A 16,694-nucleotide genomic window follows, 5' to 3' on the forward strand; every position below is an offset into this window, starting at 1 on the left:
GCCCACGCTGCGTGGCGCGGCGGTCGGACGGGGCATCGGCATCGGTCTGATGCACGGGCTGTTCAAGCCCCGCGTCCTCGGCGCCTGGCGGGTGCCCGTGAGCGGTCCGGTGATCCTGGCCGTGAATCACTCGCACATGGTCGACGGGCCCATGCTGATGGGGACGGCCCCCCGGCCGGTGCACTTCCTGATCAAGAAAGAGGCGTTCGTCGGTCCCCTCGACCCGTTCCTGCGCGGAATCGGTCAGCTGAAGGTGGACCGTGCGACCGCCGACCGCACGGCGATCTCGAACGCGCTGGGCGTCCTCGCGGACGGCGGGGTGCTGGGAATCTTCCCGGAGGGCACCAGGGGAGAGGGCGACTTCGCGTCACTGCGCGCCGGCCTCGCGTACTTCGCCGTACGCGGCGGGGCGCCGATCGTCCCGGTGGCGGTGCTCGGCTCCACGGACCGCCGCGGCCGGCTGATACCGGGCCTGCCGCCGCTGCGCAGCCGGGTGGACGTCGTTTTCGGCGACCCCTTCGAGACCGGCGACGGCAGCGGACGGCGCACGCGCAAGGCGCTGGACGAGGCCACCGTACGGATCCAGGAGCGGCTGACCGCCCACCTGGAAAGTGCCCGGCGTTTCACCGGGCGCTGAGTGAGACTTGAGTAGTGGACCGCACGGAATGACCGGTGGTCCATCGATGATGAACGAGGAACGGACTTCATGAACGACCAGATTCACTCCGGCGACGAGCACGGAGCACTTGGCGATGCCGAGTACGCGGAGTTCATGGAGCTCGCCGCGCTGGAAGGCTTCGACGCCGAAGAGGTCGAAGGCGCGATCGGCGAAGCCGGTCATGGCCCGCTGCCCGTCCTCGCCGTCGTGGGCCGCCCCAATGTCGGTAAGTCGACCTTGGTGAACCGCATCATCGGCCGCCGCGAGGCCGTCGTCGAGGACAAGCCCGGCGTCACCCGTGACCGGGTCACCTACGAGGCCGAATGGGCGGGCCGCCGCTTCAAGGTCGTCGACACCGGCGGCTGGGAGCAGGACGTCCTCGGCATCGACGCGTCCGTCGCCGCCCAGGCCGAGTACGCGATCGAGGCGGCCGACGCCGTCGTCTTCGTCGTCGACTCCACGGTCGGCGCCACCGACACCGACGAGGCCGTCGTCAAGCTGCTGCGCCGGGCCGGCAAGCCCGTCGTGCTCTGCGCCAACAAGGTCGACGGCCAGAGCGGCGAGGCGGACGCCACCGCGCTGTGGTCGCTCGGCCTCGGCATGCCGCACCCGGTCTCCTCGCTGCACGGCCGCGGCACCGGCGACATGCTGGACGCCGTACTCGAAGCCCTGCCCGAGGCACCGGCCCAGACCTTCGGCCAGGCCGTCGGCGGCCCGCGCCGCATCGCGCTCATCGGCCGCCCGAACGTCGGCAAGTCCTCGCTCCTGAACCGGGTGGCGAACGAGGACCGCGTCGTCGTCAACGAGATGGCCGGCACCACCCGTGACCCGGTCGACGAGCTGATCGAGCTCGGCGGCATCACCTGGAAGTTCATCGACACGGCCGGCATCCGCCGCCGCGTCCACCTCCAGGAGGGCGCGGACTACTACGCCTCGTTGCGTACCGCCGCCGCCGTCGAGAAGGCCGAGGTCGCGGTCGTACTGATCGACGCGAGCGAGTCCATCAGCGTGCAGGACCAGCGGATCATCACGATGGCCGTCGAAGCGGGCCGCGCGCTGGTCATCGCGTACAACAAGTGGGACACCCTCGACGAGGAGCGCCGCTACTACCTCGAGCGCGAGATCGAGACCGAGCTCGCCCAGGTCGCGTGGGCGCCGCGGGTGAACGTGTCGGCGCAGACCGGCCGGCACATGGAGAAGCTGGTCCCGGCGATCGAGACGGCGCTGGCGGGCTGGGAGACCCGGATCCCGACCGGCAGGCTCAACGCCTTCCTCGGCGAGATCGTCGCCTCCCACCCCCACCCGGTCCGCGGCGGCAAGCAGCCCCGCATCCTCTTCGGGACGCAGGCGGGAACCAAGCCGCCGCGGTTCGTCCTCTTCGCCTCGGGCTTCCTGGAGGCCGGTTACCGGCGCTTCATCGAGCGTCGGCTGCGCGAGGAGTTCGGCTTCGAGGGCACTCCGATCCACATCTCGGTGCGGGTGCGCGAGAAGCGCGGCCGCAACAAGTGACGCGGGAGACCTGCCGACAGGGCTAGAGCCCCCGGCGGGGAGCGGGCGGCAGCGCTGCCGGGAATCGGTTTCCGGTGTGCTGCCGCCCGTTGCTGTGGGGGGCGTCACCGCTGCCGTGGCCGGCGCTCTGCCAGGGACCGCTGTGCCCGCCGTGCGTCCCCTGGCCGGTGCGACCGGTGGGGCCGGGGCTGCGGTGCACCCCGGTGGCGAAGGCCGTGAATCCCAGATGCTCCTCGCCGCTGCGGTCGCCGGGCAGGGCCCGGAAGGACCTGCGGTACTCCGAGTAGAGAGCGTCGTAGATCGGGGTGTGCGAGTGGTCGGTCCGAGATTCCCGCGAAGGGCGCATCGCGGGAATCTGGCTCTGGTACGGCTGGGGGCGTGGGGGGTCGTATGAGTGCACGTACGTGCCAACGACCCCAGCGCCTGTCGGATGCGGGCCGAGCAGGGGGTTACCCGCTCGGCGGGGGCACGCGGGGCGCGCCGTCCGGGCGTACGGCCCGTCAGGTGCCGGCCAGCGGCATGGCCGCGGCGGCCAGCACGCCGTGGGCCGCGGCCTTCTCCAGCGCGTTGCGCAGCAGGTCTTCGCGCGGCTGCTGGCCGATGGCACCGACGGGCGCGGCGAAGACGAGGACGCTGCTCGACTTGTTGGCCGCCGTCCGCCATCCGTCGGTGACCTGGAGCGGCTGGTGGGCCTGCCACCAGGAGACCGGGCTGCCACCGCCGGCCCCGGGCTGGAGTACGGCGTGCAGCTGGCCCATGGCGAGCAGGACGGACCAGCCGGGCAGCGCGGCGGGCACCTGGGCCAGGTCGGCGACCGGCTGGAACCCCTGCTCGATGACGAGCGGGAGGAACTCGTCGGTGCTGCCGTCGGAGCCCGGACGGGCGACGGGACCGGTCGGCTCGACCACCAGGGCCGGGTGCAGCTGGCCGCTGATCAGTACGAGACCGCTGGTGACCCCGAGCACGGCCTGGTCGGGCGCGCCGGCGTGCTGGGCGCCGGGGAGGTCGGGGCTGCCCGTGATGCTGCGTACGGCCCCCTGGAGCTGCTCCTCGGCGACCTGGACGACCTGCGAGGGGATGCAGGTGGCGTGAGCGAACGCGAGCACAGCGGTTTCGTCTCCGACGAACAGCACGGTGCTGGTGCGTTCCGTGTCGGAGTCGCCCTGGGTGCGGCAGGAGGTGCAGTCGTAGCTGCCCGGGGCGTTCTCGCCGGCGAGCAGCCGGTCGGCTTCTTCGTCGCCGATCTCGGCGCGTACGTCGTCGCTGACGTCGAGCATGCGCGGCACGGGGGACTCCTCGGACTCGGTGCGGGTGCCGGGAGATTCCCGGCTCGTCAAGGAAGACAACGGGCGAGTCGTGGCCGGAGTCACGCGAACAGGCGAACAGAATCGAACCGACCGGCGCGGAGCGCGGAACGAGCGCCGGGCGGGCGGCTCGAACGTGCCGGCGCCGCGGCGACCGCCGGCCGGCCTGTCCGCCGCAGCCCCGACCCTCCTTCAGGCGGGCGCGCGGGCCGTGTCGGAGTCACCCCTTCCCCCGCCGCCCGCCGGTGCCGGCCACGGTCTGCGGGACCGCGCCGCGGGGCAGTACCGGCGACGGCCGCTACGGGGACCGCGGTTCCGGCAGCCGACGCGGGGGAGCGCGGGGGAGCGCGGCGGATCGAGGTCGCGGAGAAGGCGCTCACCGCCCGGGGAGGGAAGGTGCTCCACCGGGCCGGCGCGAAGGCGGACGACCCCGGCCCGGACCGGCTCGGGACCGGGGCCGTACCGGTCGTTCCGCCGGAGGGGGACGGGGCGGAACGCACCGCGGCCCGGACGCCTCCGCGCTGAACACGGCTGTGCCGGGGCAGAGTTCGGCGCGGCCGTGCCCCGGATTTCCCACCGGGCCCGATGCACGGAACGGCGGTTTGGTTGCTCCGTCCGCGCTATCGATGTCACAACCGTATTGGAACGATTTGGCGCGGACCAGACCAATCACGTTTTGCCCAGTTACAGTCATTTTCTGACACACACGCGGATCACCGACCACACCACGGTCCGCGGGAAAACGGGGAGTCACGTCGGCGTATGCACATCTCTTTCCTACTCCACAACGCGTACGGCATCGGCGGCACGATCCGTACGACGTTCAACCTCGCCCAGGCGCTGGCCGAGCACCACGACGTCGAGATCGTCTCGGTCTTCCGCCACCGCGACGAGCCGGTGCTGGGCGTCCCCGCCGGCGTACGGCTGGACTACCTGGTGGACCACCGGAAGAAAAGCCATGGGTACGACGGCCACGACGAGCGGTTCGCGCTCCCCGCCAAGGTCTTCCCGGAGGGTGACGGCCGCTACAAGCAGTACAGCCGCCTCACCGACGCCCGGATCGCCACGCACCTGAAGTCCCTGGAGGCGGACGTCGTCGTCGGCACCCGCCCCGGACTCAACGTGCACATCACCCGGCAGGCCAGGCGCGGCCCCGTGCGGGTCGGCCAGGAGCACCTCACCCTCGACGGCCACAGTTACCGGCTGCGCCGCGAACTGAGCCACCGCTACGGCCTGCTGGACGCCGTCACCACCGTCACCGAAGCCGACGCCCACGCCTACCGCACCCGTCTCAAGCTGCCCGGCGTACGCATCGAGGCCGTGCCCAACAGCGTGCCCGCGCCCGCCGTCGCCCCGGCCGACGCCAGTGCCAAGTGGGTCGTCGCGGCCGGCCGGCTCACCAAGGTCAAGCGGTACGACCTGCTGATCAGGGCCTTCGTGAAGGTCGTCGCCGCCCGCCCCGACTGGCGGCTGCGCATCTACGGCGGCGGCGACGCGAGCGGCAACGAGAAGGACAAGCTGCGCGCTCTCATCAACGAACTCGGGCTCTACAACCACGTCTTCCTGATGGGTTCCGCCAGCCCCATAGAGTCCGAATGGGTCAAGGGCTCGATCGCCGCGGTCACTTCCAGCCACGAGTCCTTCGGCATGACCATCGTCGAAGCGATGCGCGCCGGCCTGCCGGTCGTCTCCACCGACTGCCCGCACGGACCCCGCGAGATCATCGCCGACGGGACCGACGGACGGCTGGTGCCGGTCGGTGACGCCGGCGCGGTCGCCGACGCGCTCCTCGGCCTCATCAACGACGACGAGCTGCGACGCACCATGGGAGCGGCCGCGCTCGAGAACTCGGCCCGCTTCGACCCGGGGTCCATCGCCGAGCGCCACGAGGCGCTGTTCACCGAACTGGTCTCGCGCGGCGCACACGGCCGCTCGCGCAGCCGGGTCCACGAAGCGCTGTACCTCTCCCGGGGGGCGGTACTCGACAAGGCGTACTCCCTCCGCCACAAGGCCGCCTCCGCGATCCGGAAAGGGCAGACCGCATGACCGGCACCCCCACCCGTACCGAGCCGCCGCGCGCCCACTGCATCGCGGACTCCGCGGGCGGCGTCACCTTCGACATCGTGGGCGACGCGTCGCCGGGCGCCGTGCTCGTACTGCGGCGGCGCGGCGGGAAGACGGCCGCGGACACGATGCGGCTGCCGCTCACCCCCACCGGGGCGGGCCGGCTGCGCGCCGTGCTGCCCAGCACGGTCGAGCTGGCCGAGGGCCGCTGGGACGCCTTCACCACCCAGGGGGACGAGACCGGCGAACAGCGCATCGAGCCCGGCCGCAGGGACCTGCGCTCGCTCGTCGACCGCGCCCCCGACCCCGGGCGCGCCCAGGTCGCCGTACGCATCCCGTACCCGACCCTCGACGGCAAGCTCGCGGTGCGCAGCTGGTCGCGCGCGCCGCACGCCGAGGCGGGGGCCGTCACCTTCGCGTCCGGCGCGATGACGGTGGAAGGACGGCTGTACGGGGCCGGGCTCGGCGAGGGCGCGGCCGTCGAGGCCAGGCTGCGCGGGGCGGAGAAGGACGTGCGCCGGGTGCCGGTGACGGGCGGGGAGGACGGCATGTTCACCTTCACGCTGGCGTACGAGCCGCTGGCCGAGGGGCGCGGGGACGAGCAGCGGCTGTGGGACCTGTGGCTGTGCCCGGCCGACGGTTCGCCGGGGATCCGGATCGGGCGCATCCTGGACGACGTCTGGGACAAGAAGACCGTCTTCCGCTACCCGGTGCTGCCGGTCGAGGGCCCCCGGGTGACCCGGCCGACCACGGCCTACCCGTACTTCACCGCCGACAACGACCTCAGCGTGCGTCTCGACACCGCGAAGCACACCGCCGGGTAAGGGGAAGCAGGGGCGGAGCGGCCGGTGTTCGAGGACAGTAGCTGTCCTCGAACACTGGCAGACTCGCCCTCATGTTGGAGACTTCGGCACGTCTGCTGCGCCTGCTCTCGCTGCTCCAGGCCCACCGGGAGTGGACGGGACCCGACCTGGCCGAACGGCTCGGCGTCACCCCGCGCACCGTGCGCCGCGACGTCGACCGGCTGCGCGAGCTGGGCTACCCCGTCAACGCCAGCCCCGGCACGGGCGGCGGCTACCAGCTCGGCGCGGGCGCCGAACTGCCGCCGCTGCTGCTCGACGACGAGGAGGCCGTGGCCGTCGCGGTCGGTCTGCGTACCGCCGCGGGGCAGGGCATCGAGGGCATCGGCGAGACGTCCGTACGGGCCCTGGCCAAGCTCGAACAGGTGCTGCCCGGCCGGCTGCGCCGCCGCGTCGGCGCGCTCAACGCCTTCACCGTCCCCATGCTGCGCGGCCCGCAGGCGTCCACCGTCGACGCCTCGGTGCTGACGGAGCTGGCCAATGCCTGCCGGGACAGCGAGCGGCTGCGCTTCGAGTACCGCGACCACGGCGGGACCCTGTCGCGCAGAACCGTCGAGCCGCACCGCCTGGTGTGCACCGAGCGCCGCTGGTACCTCGTCGCCTGGGACCTGGACCGCGCGGACTGGCGTACGTTCCGGGCGGACCGGATCACCCCGGCGCCGCCGCACGGCCCGCGCTTCGTGCCGCGCGACCCCCCGGCCGGGGACCTCGCGGCGTACGTCTCGAAGGGCGTGTCCACCGGGGCGTACGCCGCTACGGCGGTGGTCCGGCTGCGGGTGCCGCTGGAGGAGGCGGCGCAAGTGGTCTCGCCCAGCGCCGGCGTGCTGGAAGCCGTCGACGCGCACAGCTGTCTGCTGCGGGCCGGGGCGGCGAGCCTGGACGTGCTGGTCATTCACATCATGCTCATGGGCTTCGACTTCGAGGTGGTCGAGCCGCCGGAGCTCACCGAGCGGATCAGGTCGGCCCGTGACCTCCTCGCGCGCGCTCTGGGCCCGGACGCACCGGCGGGCAGGAGGCCCGCGGACGCGAGTGAACGGCCGTAGCCCCACGGACCGCCGGCGCCGGCTCTCCCGCCGTGCGCCGTTAAGGTCCGCGGCCCACGACCGCGCGGCCTGACTCGTGCTCCCCGTGCCCCTCGTATCGCCCTCGGTCCGGCAGGGATGGCGCGGGACCGGATACACCCGTGGGCCCACAGGCCCCGAACCGTGCGGTGCGGATTCTGTGCGGGACCCGTGAATTCGCTACGGACTGTCATTTCCCGCGGCCGACTCGCGGGCGCAATTACGGAGGAGCGCCCATGAGGTTCCGGGAATGAATTCAGAACCTGTTATTGCGTGATCATTCGCGGGGGCGCAATTAGCATCCCGACACGCCGGGCGGTCCTTTCGGGTGAAGGAGTTCATGTCAAACGCCCGTCGTGATCCTGTGACACAAGTGTGACCGCCGAGGCACCCGGGACGGTGGCACACCGCTCGCGCCCCGGGCTTCCTTCCCCGTCTCCGGCGGCCTACGGTGAGTTCCATGGCACCCGTACCGACCCCTTCCGCACAGCCCGACGACGCCCCCGAGTCCTACGTCGGCCTCGACGCGGCCGACGCGGAGCGACTGGCCCGAGACCGGGGCTGGAGCACCGTCAGGGCGCTGCCGCCCGGCTCGATCATCACCATGGAGTACGTGGGGGGGCGCCTCAACTTCGAGGTCGAGAAGGACACCGTCATCCGCTGCTGGCAGGGCTGACGCAGCCACGCGAAGGCCCCGGACGGCTCCATGGGAGCCGTCCGGGGCCTTCGCGTGCGGGGAGGCTGTGCGTACCGTCCCCACGGGTCCCGCGGTGGGTCAGCCGCCGGCCACCGGCCGGGGCGACGTCCCGGGACGGGTCGCGCCCGTACGGTCGGCGTGCGGCAGGCGGCGGCTGCCGGCCGGTGCGACCGGGGTCCGCTCCGAACGGGCCGTGTGCGGCCGCGTCGTGAGGTGACCGGTGGCCCTGGCGCCCGTGGCGCGGCTGCCGCTCCCGCTGCCCGCGCCCACCGGCTCGCGGGCCGACTTCTCGTTCGGGGCGGGGTGCCGGTGCGCGAAGGGAGCCGGCGCCAGGCGGCCGCCGGCCGGTGCGGGCTGTGCGGCGCCGAGCCTGCGACGTCCGCGCCAGGCCGCGCGCACCGCGAAGATCCGGGCCTCGGTGCGGCCGATCAGCGGCTCGAACCAGGGCAGGCTCAGCAGGATCAGCAGCCCCGCGGCCCAGCCGAGGAGTACATCGCTCAGCCAGTGGGTGCCCAGGTAGACGGTGGTCGCGCCGACGCCCAGTGCGACGACGGCGGAGAGCACCGACAGATGGCGCCGGGCCCGAGGGGTGGTGGCCAGGTAGGCCAGGATGCCCCAGGTGACCACGGCGTTCGCGGTGTGGCCGGAAGGAAATATATCGCCGCCCGCGAACATCTCGGCCGAGCCGATCTCCGTCGCGTAGTGCGGGCCGAGACGGCCGAGGCCGAGCTTGACCGCGCCCACCGTGACGTTCAGCAGGAGGAGCGCGGCGCCCAGTACCAGCAGCGGGCGCAGCGTGTGCTGGCGCCAGGAGCGCCAGCCGAGCCAGGCCGCCACCATCACGGCGGTGGGCCCGCGCTGGCCGAGCACCACGAAGTAGTCGAGGAAGGGGTGGAGTTCCGGCCATTGCTCGTACGGCCGGAACAGCATCACCTTCCAGTCGAGGGCCACCAGCCAGGACGTGATCAGCACGGCCCAGACGATGGCGATGTAGAACGCCATCGTCGAACCGAAGAGGACCGTGCGGGTACGGCTCATCCCGGGGATCTCTATCTTCGGCGGCTCCGGTTCCCGGTCCAGCCGGGCGAAGATTCGGTCGGTACGCACTGAATCGACGTTACAGCGGGTGAGTGACAAGCCCGGCCCATCCGGCATCTTTGTGATGACGATGTGATGTGGGGTGCGTCTCATCGGGGAGTTTATCCCGGCCGCCCCAGGAAAGCGGAGCAGTCTTGCGCCCTATTCATTCGGAGGTTCGCGCGTAAGAGTGAATGCGTGCCGACGAATTCGGTTCACCGGAACTCAACGTGGAATTTCCCGCCCGCTCACGAGGGGATCAAGATCGAGAACGGACCCCGCCGCGTGGCGTACGCCACACCGCGCCGTCCGCCCCGATGAGAGGTGCGCCACGCGGCACGGGTGTGAACTCGCGTACTCTGACGGCCCACTCGCCCGTCGATGCCGGGCCCCGCGGAGGCGTTGGACACGCCGTCCCCGCCGGTCCGCCGAGCGCGAGGGATTTCACTGGGAGGTACGTACATGTCAGGGACGGCCACGGCCGGAACACAGCGGTCCGCGGACGCCCCCCGGCATCGGCCGGATCCGGCAGCCGTCTCCGGCAACCGCTGGGCCGTACTGGCCGTACTGTGCGCCAGTCTCCTGCTGGTCGCCCTCGACGCGACGATCCTGCACATCGCCGTCCCGGCCGTCTCCGAGGACCTGCGCCCCGGCGCGATGGAACTGCTCTGGATCGTCGACGCCTATCCGCTGGTCTGTGCCTCACTGCTGATCCTCTTCGGCACGCTCGGCGACCGCGTCGGGCGCCGCCGCGTCCTGCTGCTCGGTTACGGACTCTTCGGCGCCGCGTCCGCGCTCGCCGCCTTCGCCGACACCCCGCACGTCCTCGTCGCGGCCCGCGCCCTGCTCGGCGTCGGCGGCGCGATGATCATGCCCGCGACGCTCTCGATACTCCGTCACGCCTTCCCCGACCGGCGCGAGCGCGCCGTCGCCATCGGCATCTGGACCGCGGTCGCGGCCATCGGCGCCGCCACCGGGCCGGTACTCGGCGGCTTCCTCGTCCAGCACTTCTGGTGGGGCTCGGTCTTCCTCATCAACATCCCCCTGATGGCGCTGATCCTGCCGGCCGGCCGCTGGCTGCTGCCCGAGTCCCGGGGGAGCGGCCAGGGGCCCTGGGACGTGCTCGGCGCGCTGATGGCGGCGGCCGGTGTGCTCGGCGTGGTCCTCGGTGTGAAGCGGGCGGGCGCCGGCGAGGGCGTCGCCGACGTCAGGACGCTGCTGCCGCTGCTCGTCGGGTCCGTGCTGCTCGTCCTCTTCGTGCGGCGGCAGAAGACGCGGGCGCATCCGCTCGTCGACGTGACGATGTTCGCCAGGCCCGCCTTCTCCACTTCCGTCGGGTGCATCGTCCTGGCGATGCTGGCGCTGGTCGGCCTGGAGCTGATAGCCGTCCAGTACCTCCAACTGGTGCTCGGACTGAGCCCGCTGGAGACCGGGCTGCGGCTGCTGCCGCTGACCTTCGCCGCGATGGCGGCCGGCGCCACCGGTTCGTACACCCTCCAGCGGCTCGGCCCGCGCGCCATGGTGTCGTTCGGCTTCGCGCTGACCGCCGCGGCCGTTCTCGTGCTGACCCTGATGGGGCAGCACGACCGGCCCGCCCTCCTGACCGCCGGCTTCGTACTGCTCGGCTTCGGGCTCCAGACCACGCTCTTCGGCGCGTACGAGTCGATGCTCAGCGAGGCCCCGGCCGAGCACGCGGGCGGCGCCGCCGCCATTGGGGAGACCTCCTACCAGCTCGGCGCCGGCATGGGCATCGCGCTGCTCGGCAGTGTCATGAACGCCGCCTACGCCCCCGGGGTCGCCGCGGTTCCCGGGGTCTCCCCGGCGGACAGCGCGGGCGCGGCGAACTCGCTCGGCGAGGCATACACGGTCGCGTCCCAGCTCGGCGGAACCGCCGGTGACACACTGCGTTCCACGGCGCGGCACGCCTTCGTCCACGGCCTGCACGTGACGCTCTTCGTCAGCGCGGGCCTGCTGCTGCTCGGGGCGCTGGCCGCGCTGAGGCTGCCGCGGCTGATGGACTGCGGGGCGCGCGAACCGGAGAAGGGGCCGGACCGTCCGGTGCCGGACGCCCGGGTACCCGGTCCCCAGACGCCCGTACACCAGGAACCCGGGCCCCGGGTGAAGGTCCCGGCGCGCCGGGAGCCGGTGGAGCGGGCCGGGTCTGGACGGGCCGCGCGCTGACCCCGTAACGTCGGCGGCGAGCAGTAACTATCACTGCTAGTTTCGCGCAGCACCGTGAGCCGAGCAGCCGCCGGAGGGCCAGGAATGTCCGTCACTTCGAAGCTTCCGCCGTTCGACCCCGCCGACCCGATCGGCATCGACGATCTGCTGGCACCCGAGGACCTCGCGATCCGCGAGACCGTACGGTCCTGGGCGGCCGACCGCGTCCTGCCGCACATCGCCGACTGGTACGAGCGCGGCGAACTTCCCGGCATCCGCGAACTGGCCCGCGAGCTCGGCTCGATCGGAGCCCTCGGCATGTCCCTGGAGGGTTACGGCTGCGCGGGCGCGTCCGCCGTCCAGTACGGCCTGGCCTGCCTGGAGCTGGAGGCCGCCGACTCCGGCATCCGCTCGCTGGTCTCCGTGCAGGGCTCGCTCGCCATGTACGCGATCCACCGCTTCGGCTCCGAGGAGCAGAAGCAGCGCTGGCTGCCCGGCATGGCCGCGGGCGAGATCATCGGCTGCTTCGGCCTGACGGAGCCCGACCACGGTTCCGACCCGGCCGGGATGCGGACGTACGCCAAGAAGGACGGCGGCGACTGGGTGCTGACGGGGCGCAAGATGTGGATCACGAACGGATCGGTGGCGGGGGTGGCCGTCGTCTGGGCGCAGACGGACGACGGCATCCGCGGCTTCGTCGTGCCGGCCGGCGCCGCCGGTTTCTCGGCGCCCGAGATCAAGCACAAGTGGTCGCTGCGCGCCTCGGTCACCAGCGAGCTGGTCCTGGACGAGGTGCGGCTGCCCGCCGACGCCGTACTGCCGGACGTCACCGGACTCAAAGGGCCGCTGAGCTGTCTGAGCCACGCGCGGTACGGAATCGTGTGGGGCGCGATGGGAGCGGCCCGCGCCAGCTTCGAGGCCGCGGTCGACTACGCGAAGACCCGCGAGCAGTTCGGGAAGCCGATCGGCGGGTTCCAGCTCACCCAGGCCAAGCTCGCCGACATGGCGGTCGAGCTGCACAAGGGCATCCTGCTCGCCCACCACCTGGGGCAGCGCATGGACGCGGGGTGCCTGCGGCCCGAGCAGGTCAGCTTCGGCAAGCTCAACAACGTGCGCGAAGCGATCGAGATCTGCCGTACGAGCAGGACGATCCTCGGCGCGAACGGCATCTCGCTGGAGTACCCGGTGATGCGGCACGCGACGAACCTTGAATCGGTGCTCACCTACGAGGGCACCGTCGAGATGCATCAGCTCGTACTGGGCAAGGCGCTCACCGGCCTGGACGCCTTCCGGTGAGCGGCTCCGCTCATCAGCTCTGGTTGAAGAAGCCGTTCGTGTCGCGGCCCGCGGCCTCGCCGCTGACGACCTCGGTGTCGGCGGGGCTCAGCAGGAAGACCCGGGTCGCGACGCGCTCGATCGAACCGCGCAGACCGAAGGTGAGGCCGGCGGCGAAGTCCACGATGCGCTTGGCGTCGGAGGGCTCCATGGACGTGAGGTTCATGATGACCGGGACGCCGTCCCGGAAGAGCTCGCCGATGGCACGCGCGTCCCGGAATCCGTCCGGGGTGACCGTGGCGATCCTGGGGCTCTTGTCCCCGGCCGGTTCGGAGGCCACCCGGACCCGCGGGTCCGTGACCCAGGGTTCGGCTGTCTCGTTGTTTCCCTCGGCGTACTCGTCGTCGTAGTAGCGGTCGTCGTCGCTGTCCTCGACGAGTCCGAGCCAGGCACTGGCCTTGCGCACCGATCCCATGGACGCCTCCTTTCACCGCGGTCGTGTCTGTGTTCCGCTCCCCCTATGGTCGTCCATCATGCGGATTGCGCGCCAAGTGGATAGTCGCCGCGCAGGTGATTCGTGACGGTACTGGTGCAGAACTTGTGGCGATTCGTCAAGGTTCCCACCGCGTAAGGCTGCTGACAGGGTGAAAAATACGACCGTCGGTCCACATGGGTGACGAGGGGGACGGACGGGTGAACAGGTGCCCGCTCGGGCCCCTTCGAACCATCTCGGTACGATGCGGGCGCACCGTCGAACGACACCTGGGGGGGAAGGCCGTGTTCGGAATCGTCAGGCCCTGCAGCCATCGGCTCCCGGAGGGACTCAGGGCCGAGTGGACGGCCCATCTCTGCGGTCTGTGCCTGGCACTTCGCGGTGACCACGGGCAGCTGGCCAGGGTCGTCACCAACTACGACGGGCTCATCGTCTCGGTCCTGACGGAGGCTCAGTCCGAGCGCGTCACGGGGTGGCGGCGCACCGCCGGACCCTGCCCGCTGCGCGCGATGCGGACCGCGCCCGTCGCCCAGGGCGAAGGGGCCAGGCTCGCGGCGGCCGTCTCACTGGTCCTGGCTTCCGCGAAGGTGCGGGACCACGTCGCCGACCGGGACGGGGTGTTGGCGCGCAGGCCGGTGGCCGCGGCCGCGCGCCGGGTCGCCGCCGGCTGGGACAGGGCGGGCGCGCGTACGGGCGCCTCGCTGGGCTTCGACACCGCGCTGCTCGTCGACGCGGTCGACCGCCAGGCCGGCATCGAGGCGCTGGCGGGCCCCGGCACCTCCGTCCTCACGGTCACCGAACCGGCCGAGACGGCGACCGCGGCGGCCTTCGCGCACACCGCCGTGCTCGCCGGGAAGCCGCAGAACGTGGCGCCGCTCGCGGAGGCGGGGCGCCTCTTCGGGCGGCTCGCGCACCTGCTGGACGCCGTGGAGGACCTGCAGGCCGACGCGGTGTCGGGTGCGTGGAACCCGCTCACCGCGACCGGCACCGGGCCGGCCGAGGCGCGTCGGCTGTGCGACGACGCGGTGCACGGCGTGCGGTTGGCGCTGCGCGACGCGCACTTCACGGATGCCAAGCTGGCGCACGTGCTGCTGGCGCACGAGCTGGAGCGGGCCGTGGACCGGGCTTTCGGGACGGCGGCCTGCGGCCATCAGGCGCGGGCGCAGGCGTACGGGACGCCGCCGCCCGCGTCCGGGAACGGCGGTGGCGGACCGTACGGACCGTACGGCTCGAACAATCCCTACGGCGGTGGCCCCGGAGTGCCCGGCGGTCCCGGCGGGATGCCGCCCGGGTTCACGGGCGAACCGCGCAGGCCCGGCAGGCGCGGCTTCTGGGCCGGGTGCGCCGTCGCGGTCGGACTGTGCTGCACCTGCAAATGGTGCTGCGCCGCGGAGTACGAAGGGCCCTGGTCCAGGAAGAAGCGCGAGGGCTGCTGCCACAAGTGCGACTGCTCGGACTGCGGCTGCGACTGCTGACGCGGGCGGCGTCCCGGGCTCCCCGTGCCCACAGCGCCCGTGTGGAAAAGTCGAGCGCATGAGCACAGACCCTCAGCAGGACTGGAAGCACTGGCACGAGCAGCGCGTCGAGACGGTCTCCGGGCCGTACGGCCCGCTCTCGCTCACCGGCACCCACTGGCTCTCCGACTACCCGGAAGGTCGAATTCCGGACGTGCCGGGGAAGTGGACGGCCGACGGTGACGAGGTGGTCCTGACCGCCGCGCCCGAGGACGGGATCACCGTCGACGGGCAGCCGCTCACCGGTGAGGCCAGGCTGACCGCGGACACCGGGCCGATCCCGGAGTCCCGCGTCGAGGCCGACGGGCGGCGGCTGGTCGTGCTGCGCCGCGAAGGGCTGTGGGCGGTCCGCGTCTTCGACCCCCGGTCGCCGGCGCGCCGCGCCTTCGCGGGCCTGGAAGTGACGCCGTACGACGCGAAGTGGGTGCTGCCGGGCCGCTTCCGTCCGTACGAGGAAGGGCGTACCACCATCCAGGTCGAGAACGCGGACGGGCGCGAGCGCGGACTGGGCCTCGCCGGGGAGATCGTCTTCGGGATCGACGGCGTCGAGTACACGCTTCAGGTCGCGGTCGAGAACGACGGCTCGCTCTGGGCGGTCTTCGCCGACGCGACCAGCGGAGCCAGTACGTACCGCTTCCGCTTCCTGCGGCCGCCCGCGCCCGCGGCCGACTCCACGGTGACCGTCGACTTCAACCGGGCGCTGCTGCCGCCGTGCGCGTTCGCCGACCACTTCATCTGCCCGTTCCCACCGCCGGGCAACACCTTGCCGGTCCCGGTCCCGGCGGGGGAGAGGAACCGGATCGACCGCTGATCCGTCCCAGCACCGCAACGGCTCCGTACGGAACGGCGCCCTGGAGCGCGGCATCACGCGGAGCGCCGCGCCGGACACCGCACAGCCCCGTCGGCCCCAGCGCCGCCGGGGCCGCCCGTCGTGGTGCCCGGTCGGCCGAAAGGCGCCCTTGCGCGGGCAGTTGGCGCCCCGAATACTCCCGAACAGCGCTTGTCAGGAGCACAACCTGTCGGAATCCGGACGACGGGTTCACTGACTGCGCCTCACGGGTCCGTTTCACCCCACGGGCGGGCCCCCTACTTCCCCTCGGGAGGAACGAGAAGTGAGGAACAAGCGCACCACCCCCCGCACCGGTGTGGCGAGACGATCCCGCCTGGTCGCCGTCACGGCAGGACTCGTCGCCACCGCCGCGCTCGCCGTACCGAACGCAAGCGCCGACACGGCCCGTACGTACAGCGCCGACCAGCTCTCCTCCGCGAGTGACGCGGTCCTGGAGGCTAATGTCGCCGGCACCGCCTGGCACATCGACAAGTCGACCGACACCCTGGTCGTCACGGCCGACAGCACCGTCTCCGGCGCCGAGATCGCCAAGATCAAGCGGGAGGCCGGGACGAACGCGGGCGCCATCCGCGTCGAGCGGACCCCCGGCAAGTTCTCCAAGCTCATCTCCGGCGGCGACGCGATCTACGCCACCAGCTGGCGCTGCTCCGCCGGCTTCAACGTCCGCAACAGCGCGGGCACCTACTTCTTCGTGACCGCCGGCCACTGCACCGACGGCAACCCGCCCTGGTACACCGACTCCGCCCGCACCACGAGCATCGGCCCGACGGCCGGATCCAGCTTCCCCGGCAACGACTACGGCCTCGTGCGGTACGCCAACACCTCGGTACCGCACCCCGGCACCGTCGGCAACCAGGACATCACCAGCGCGGCCAACGCCACCGTCGGCATGTCCGTCACCCGCCGCGGTTCCACCACCGGCACCCACAGCGGTTCCGTCACCGGCCTCAACGCCACGGTGAACTACGGCGGCGGCGACATCGTCTACGGCATGATCCGCACCAACGTCTGCGCCGAGCCCGGCGACAGCGGCGGCCCGCTCTACTCCGGCACCCGTGCCATCGGCCTGACCTCGGGCGGCAGCGGCAACTGCTCCACCGGCGGTACGACCTTCTTCCAGCCGGTCACCGAGGCCCTGAGCGCGTACGGCGTCAGCGTCTACTGAGAAGAAC

The 16,694-nt window shown here is 72.1% G+C and carries 15 protein-coding genes; 11 read left to right on the forward strand and 4 right to left on the reverse strand.

Going from position 1 to position 16,694, the window contains the following annotated elements; all coding sequences use genetic code 11:
- Positions 1 to 49: 49 nt before the first annotated feature.
- Positions 50 to 637: a lysophospholipid acyltransferase family protein gene (locus BN1555_RS25370; RefSeq protein ID WP_093803637.1), complete on the forward strand. Its 588-nt coding sequence runs from the start codon at positions 50 to 52 to the stop codon at positions 635 to 637.
- Between the two features lie 69 nt (positions 638 to 706).
- Positions 707 to 2,167 (forward strand): ribosome biogenesis GTPase Der, encoded by a 1,461-nt coding sequence (der, locus tag BN1555_RS25375; RefSeq protein ID WP_093801539.1) that lies wholly within the window; start codon positions 707 to 709, stop codon positions 2,165 to 2,167.
- Between the two features lie 22 nt (positions 2,168 to 2,189).
- On the opposite strand, the gene BN1555_RS25380 is transcribed toward der, so the two are convergent.
- Positions 2,190 to 2,567, reverse strand: a complete 378-nt coding sequence (locus tag BN1555_RS25380) for a hypothetical protein (protein WP_093801540.1) — start codon at positions 2,565 to 2,567, stop codon at positions 2,190 to 2,192.
- 100 nt (positions 2,568 to 2,667) lie between these two features.
- Positions 2,668 to 3,453: a hypothetical protein gene (locus tag BN1555_RS25385; RefSeq protein WP_093801541.1), complete on the reverse strand. Its 786-nt coding sequence runs from the start codon at positions 3,451 to 3,453 to the stop codon at positions 2,668 to 2,670.
- Positions 3,454 to 4,233: 780 nt separating this feature from the next.
- Here BN1555_RS25385 and BN1555_RS25390 point away from each other — a divergent pair.
- The 4 genes from BN1555_RS25390 to BN1555_RS25405 all read left to right on the forward strand — a co-directional run bounded on the left by BN1555_RS25390 (position 4,234) and on the right by BN1555_RS25405 (position 8,132).
- A complete protein-coding gene (locus BN1555_RS25390; protein WP_093801542.1) occupies positions 4,234 to 5,517 on the forward strand; it encodes a glycosyltransferase family 4 protein in 1,284 nt (427 codons plus the stop codon).
- Positions 5,514 to 6,359, forward strand: a complete 846-nt coding sequence (locus tag BN1555_RS25395; protein WP_093801543.1) for a hypothetical protein — start codon at positions 5,514 to 5,516, stop codon at positions 6,357 to 6,359. The genes BN1555_RS25390 and BN1555_RS25395 overlap by 4 nt, the downstream gene beginning before the upstream one ends.
- 71 nt (positions 6,360 to 6,430) lie before the next feature.
- The gene (locus BN1555_RS25400; RefSeq protein WP_093801544.1) at positions 6,431 to 7,438 is read left to right on the forward strand and encodes a helix-turn-helix transcriptional regulator; all 1,008 of its coding nucleotides are present in this window, start codon (positions 6,431 to 6,433) and stop codon (positions 7,436 to 7,438) included.
- A 478-nt stretch (positions 7,439 to 7,916) separates the two neighbouring features.
- Entirely contained in the window at positions 7,917 to 8,132 is a 216-nt protein-coding gene (locus BN1555_RS25405) for an I78 family peptidase inhibitor (RefSeq protein WP_093801545.1), read from the forward strand.
- A 99-nt stretch (positions 8,133 to 8,231) separates the two neighbouring features.
- Here BN1555_RS25405 and BN1555_RS25410 read toward each other — a convergent pair whose 3' ends face one another.
- Positions 8,232 to 9,260, reverse strand: a complete 1,029-nt coding sequence (locus BN1555_RS25410) for a phosphatase PAP2 family protein (protein ID WP_093801546.1) — start codon at positions 9,258 to 9,260, stop codon at positions 8,232 to 8,234.
- Between the two features lie 432 nt (positions 9,261 to 9,692).
- Between BN1555_RS25410 and BN1555_RS25415 the strand changes: the two genes are divergently transcribed.
- Entirely contained in the window at positions 9,693 to 11,411 is a 1,719-nt protein-coding gene (locus tag BN1555_RS25415) for an MFS transporter (RefSeq protein ID WP_093801547.1), read from the forward strand.
- Positions 11,412 to 11,495: 84 nt separating this feature from the next.
- Complete coding sequence (locus BN1555_RS25420) at positions 11,496 to 12,686, forward strand: acyl-CoA dehydrogenase family protein (RefSeq protein WP_093801548.1); 1,191 nt, start codon at positions 11,496 to 11,498, stop codon at positions 12,684 to 12,686.
- A 13-nt stretch (positions 12,687 to 12,699) separates the two neighbouring features.
- Here the strand turns inward: BN1555_RS25420 and BN1555_RS25425 are convergent, their stop codons facing one another.
- Positions 12,700 to 13,140, reverse strand: a complete 441-nt coding sequence (locus tag BN1555_RS25425) for a cell division protein SepF (RefSeq protein ID WP_093801549.1) — start codon at positions 13,138 to 13,140, stop codon at positions 12,700 to 12,702.
- Positions 13,141 to 13,442: 302 nt separating this feature from the next.
- On the opposite strand from BN1555_RS25425, the gene BN1555_RS25430 reads away from it, so the two are divergent.
- From BN1555_RS25430 to BN1555_RS25440, 3 genes are all read left to right on the forward strand, one after another.
- The gene (locus BN1555_RS25430) at positions 13,443 to 14,633 is read left to right on the forward strand and encodes a DUF5685 family protein (protein ID WP_176710130.1); all 1,191 of its coding nucleotides are present in this window, start codon (positions 13,443 to 13,445) and stop codon (positions 14,631 to 14,633) included.
- A gap of 58 nt (positions 14,634 to 14,691) precedes the next feature.
- A complete protein-coding gene (locus BN1555_RS25435; protein WP_093801550.1) occupies positions 14,692 to 15,483 on the forward strand; it encodes a DUF1684 domain-containing protein in 792 nt (263 codons plus the stop codon).
- Between the two features lie 301 nt (positions 15,484 to 15,784).
- The gene (locus tag BN1555_RS25440) at positions 15,785 to 16,687 is read left to right on the forward strand and encodes a S1 family peptidase (protein WP_093801551.1); all 903 of its coding nucleotides are present in this window, start codon (positions 15,785 to 15,787) and stop codon (positions 16,685 to 16,687) included.
- Positions 16,688 to 16,694 lie beyond the last annotated feature (7 nt).

Origin of the sequence: Streptomyces sp. Wb2n-11, assembly GCF_001049855.1 — a bacterium.
Classification (GTDB): Bacteria; Actinomycetota; Actinomycetes; order Streptomycetales; family Streptomycetaceae; genus Streptomyces; species Streptomyces altiplanensis.

Excerpts from the sequence above, each read along its gene's own strand:
- BN1555_RS25370 (WP_093803637.1), top strand. The coding sequence starts at position 50 with ATGCACGGGCTGTTCAAGCCCCGCGTCCTCGGCGCCTGGCGGGTGCCC.
- BN1555_RS25420 (WP_093801548.1), top strand. The coding sequence starts at position 11,496 with ATGTCCGTCACTTCGAAGCTTCCGCCGTTCGACCCCGCCGACCCGATC.
- BN1555_RS25425 (WP_093801549.1), bottom strand. The coding sequence starts at position 13,140 with ATGGGATCGGTGCGCAAGGCCAGTGCCTGGCTCGGACTCGTCGAGGAC.
- BN1555_RS25390 (WP_093801542.1), top strand. The coding sequence starts at position 4,234 with ATGCACATCTCTTTCCTACTCCACAACGCGTACGGCATCGGCGGCACG.
- BN1555_RS25415 (WP_093801547.1), top strand. The coding sequence starts at position 9,693 with ATGTCAGGGACGGCCACGGCCGGAACACAGCGGTCCGCGGACGCCCCC.
- BN1555_RS25395 (WP_093801543.1), top strand. The coding sequence starts at position 5,514 with ATGACCGGCACCCCCACCCGTACCGAGCCGCCGCGCGCCCACTGCATC.
- BN1555_RS25405 (WP_093801545.1), top strand. The coding sequence starts at position 7,917 with ATGGCACCCGTACCGACCCCTTCCGCACAGCCCGACGACGCCCCCGAG.
- BN1555_RS25400 (WP_093801544.1), top strand. The coding sequence starts at position 6,431 with ATGTTGGAGACTTCGGCACGTCTGCTGCGCCTGCTCTCGCTGCTCCAG.
- BN1555_RS25435 (WP_093801550.1), top strand. The coding sequence starts at position 14,692 with ATGAGCACAGACCCTCAGCAGGACTGGAAGCACTGGCACGAGCAGCGC.
- der (WP_093801539.1), top strand. The coding sequence starts at position 707 with ATGAACGACCAGATTCACTCCGGCGACGAGCACGGAGCACTTGGCGAT.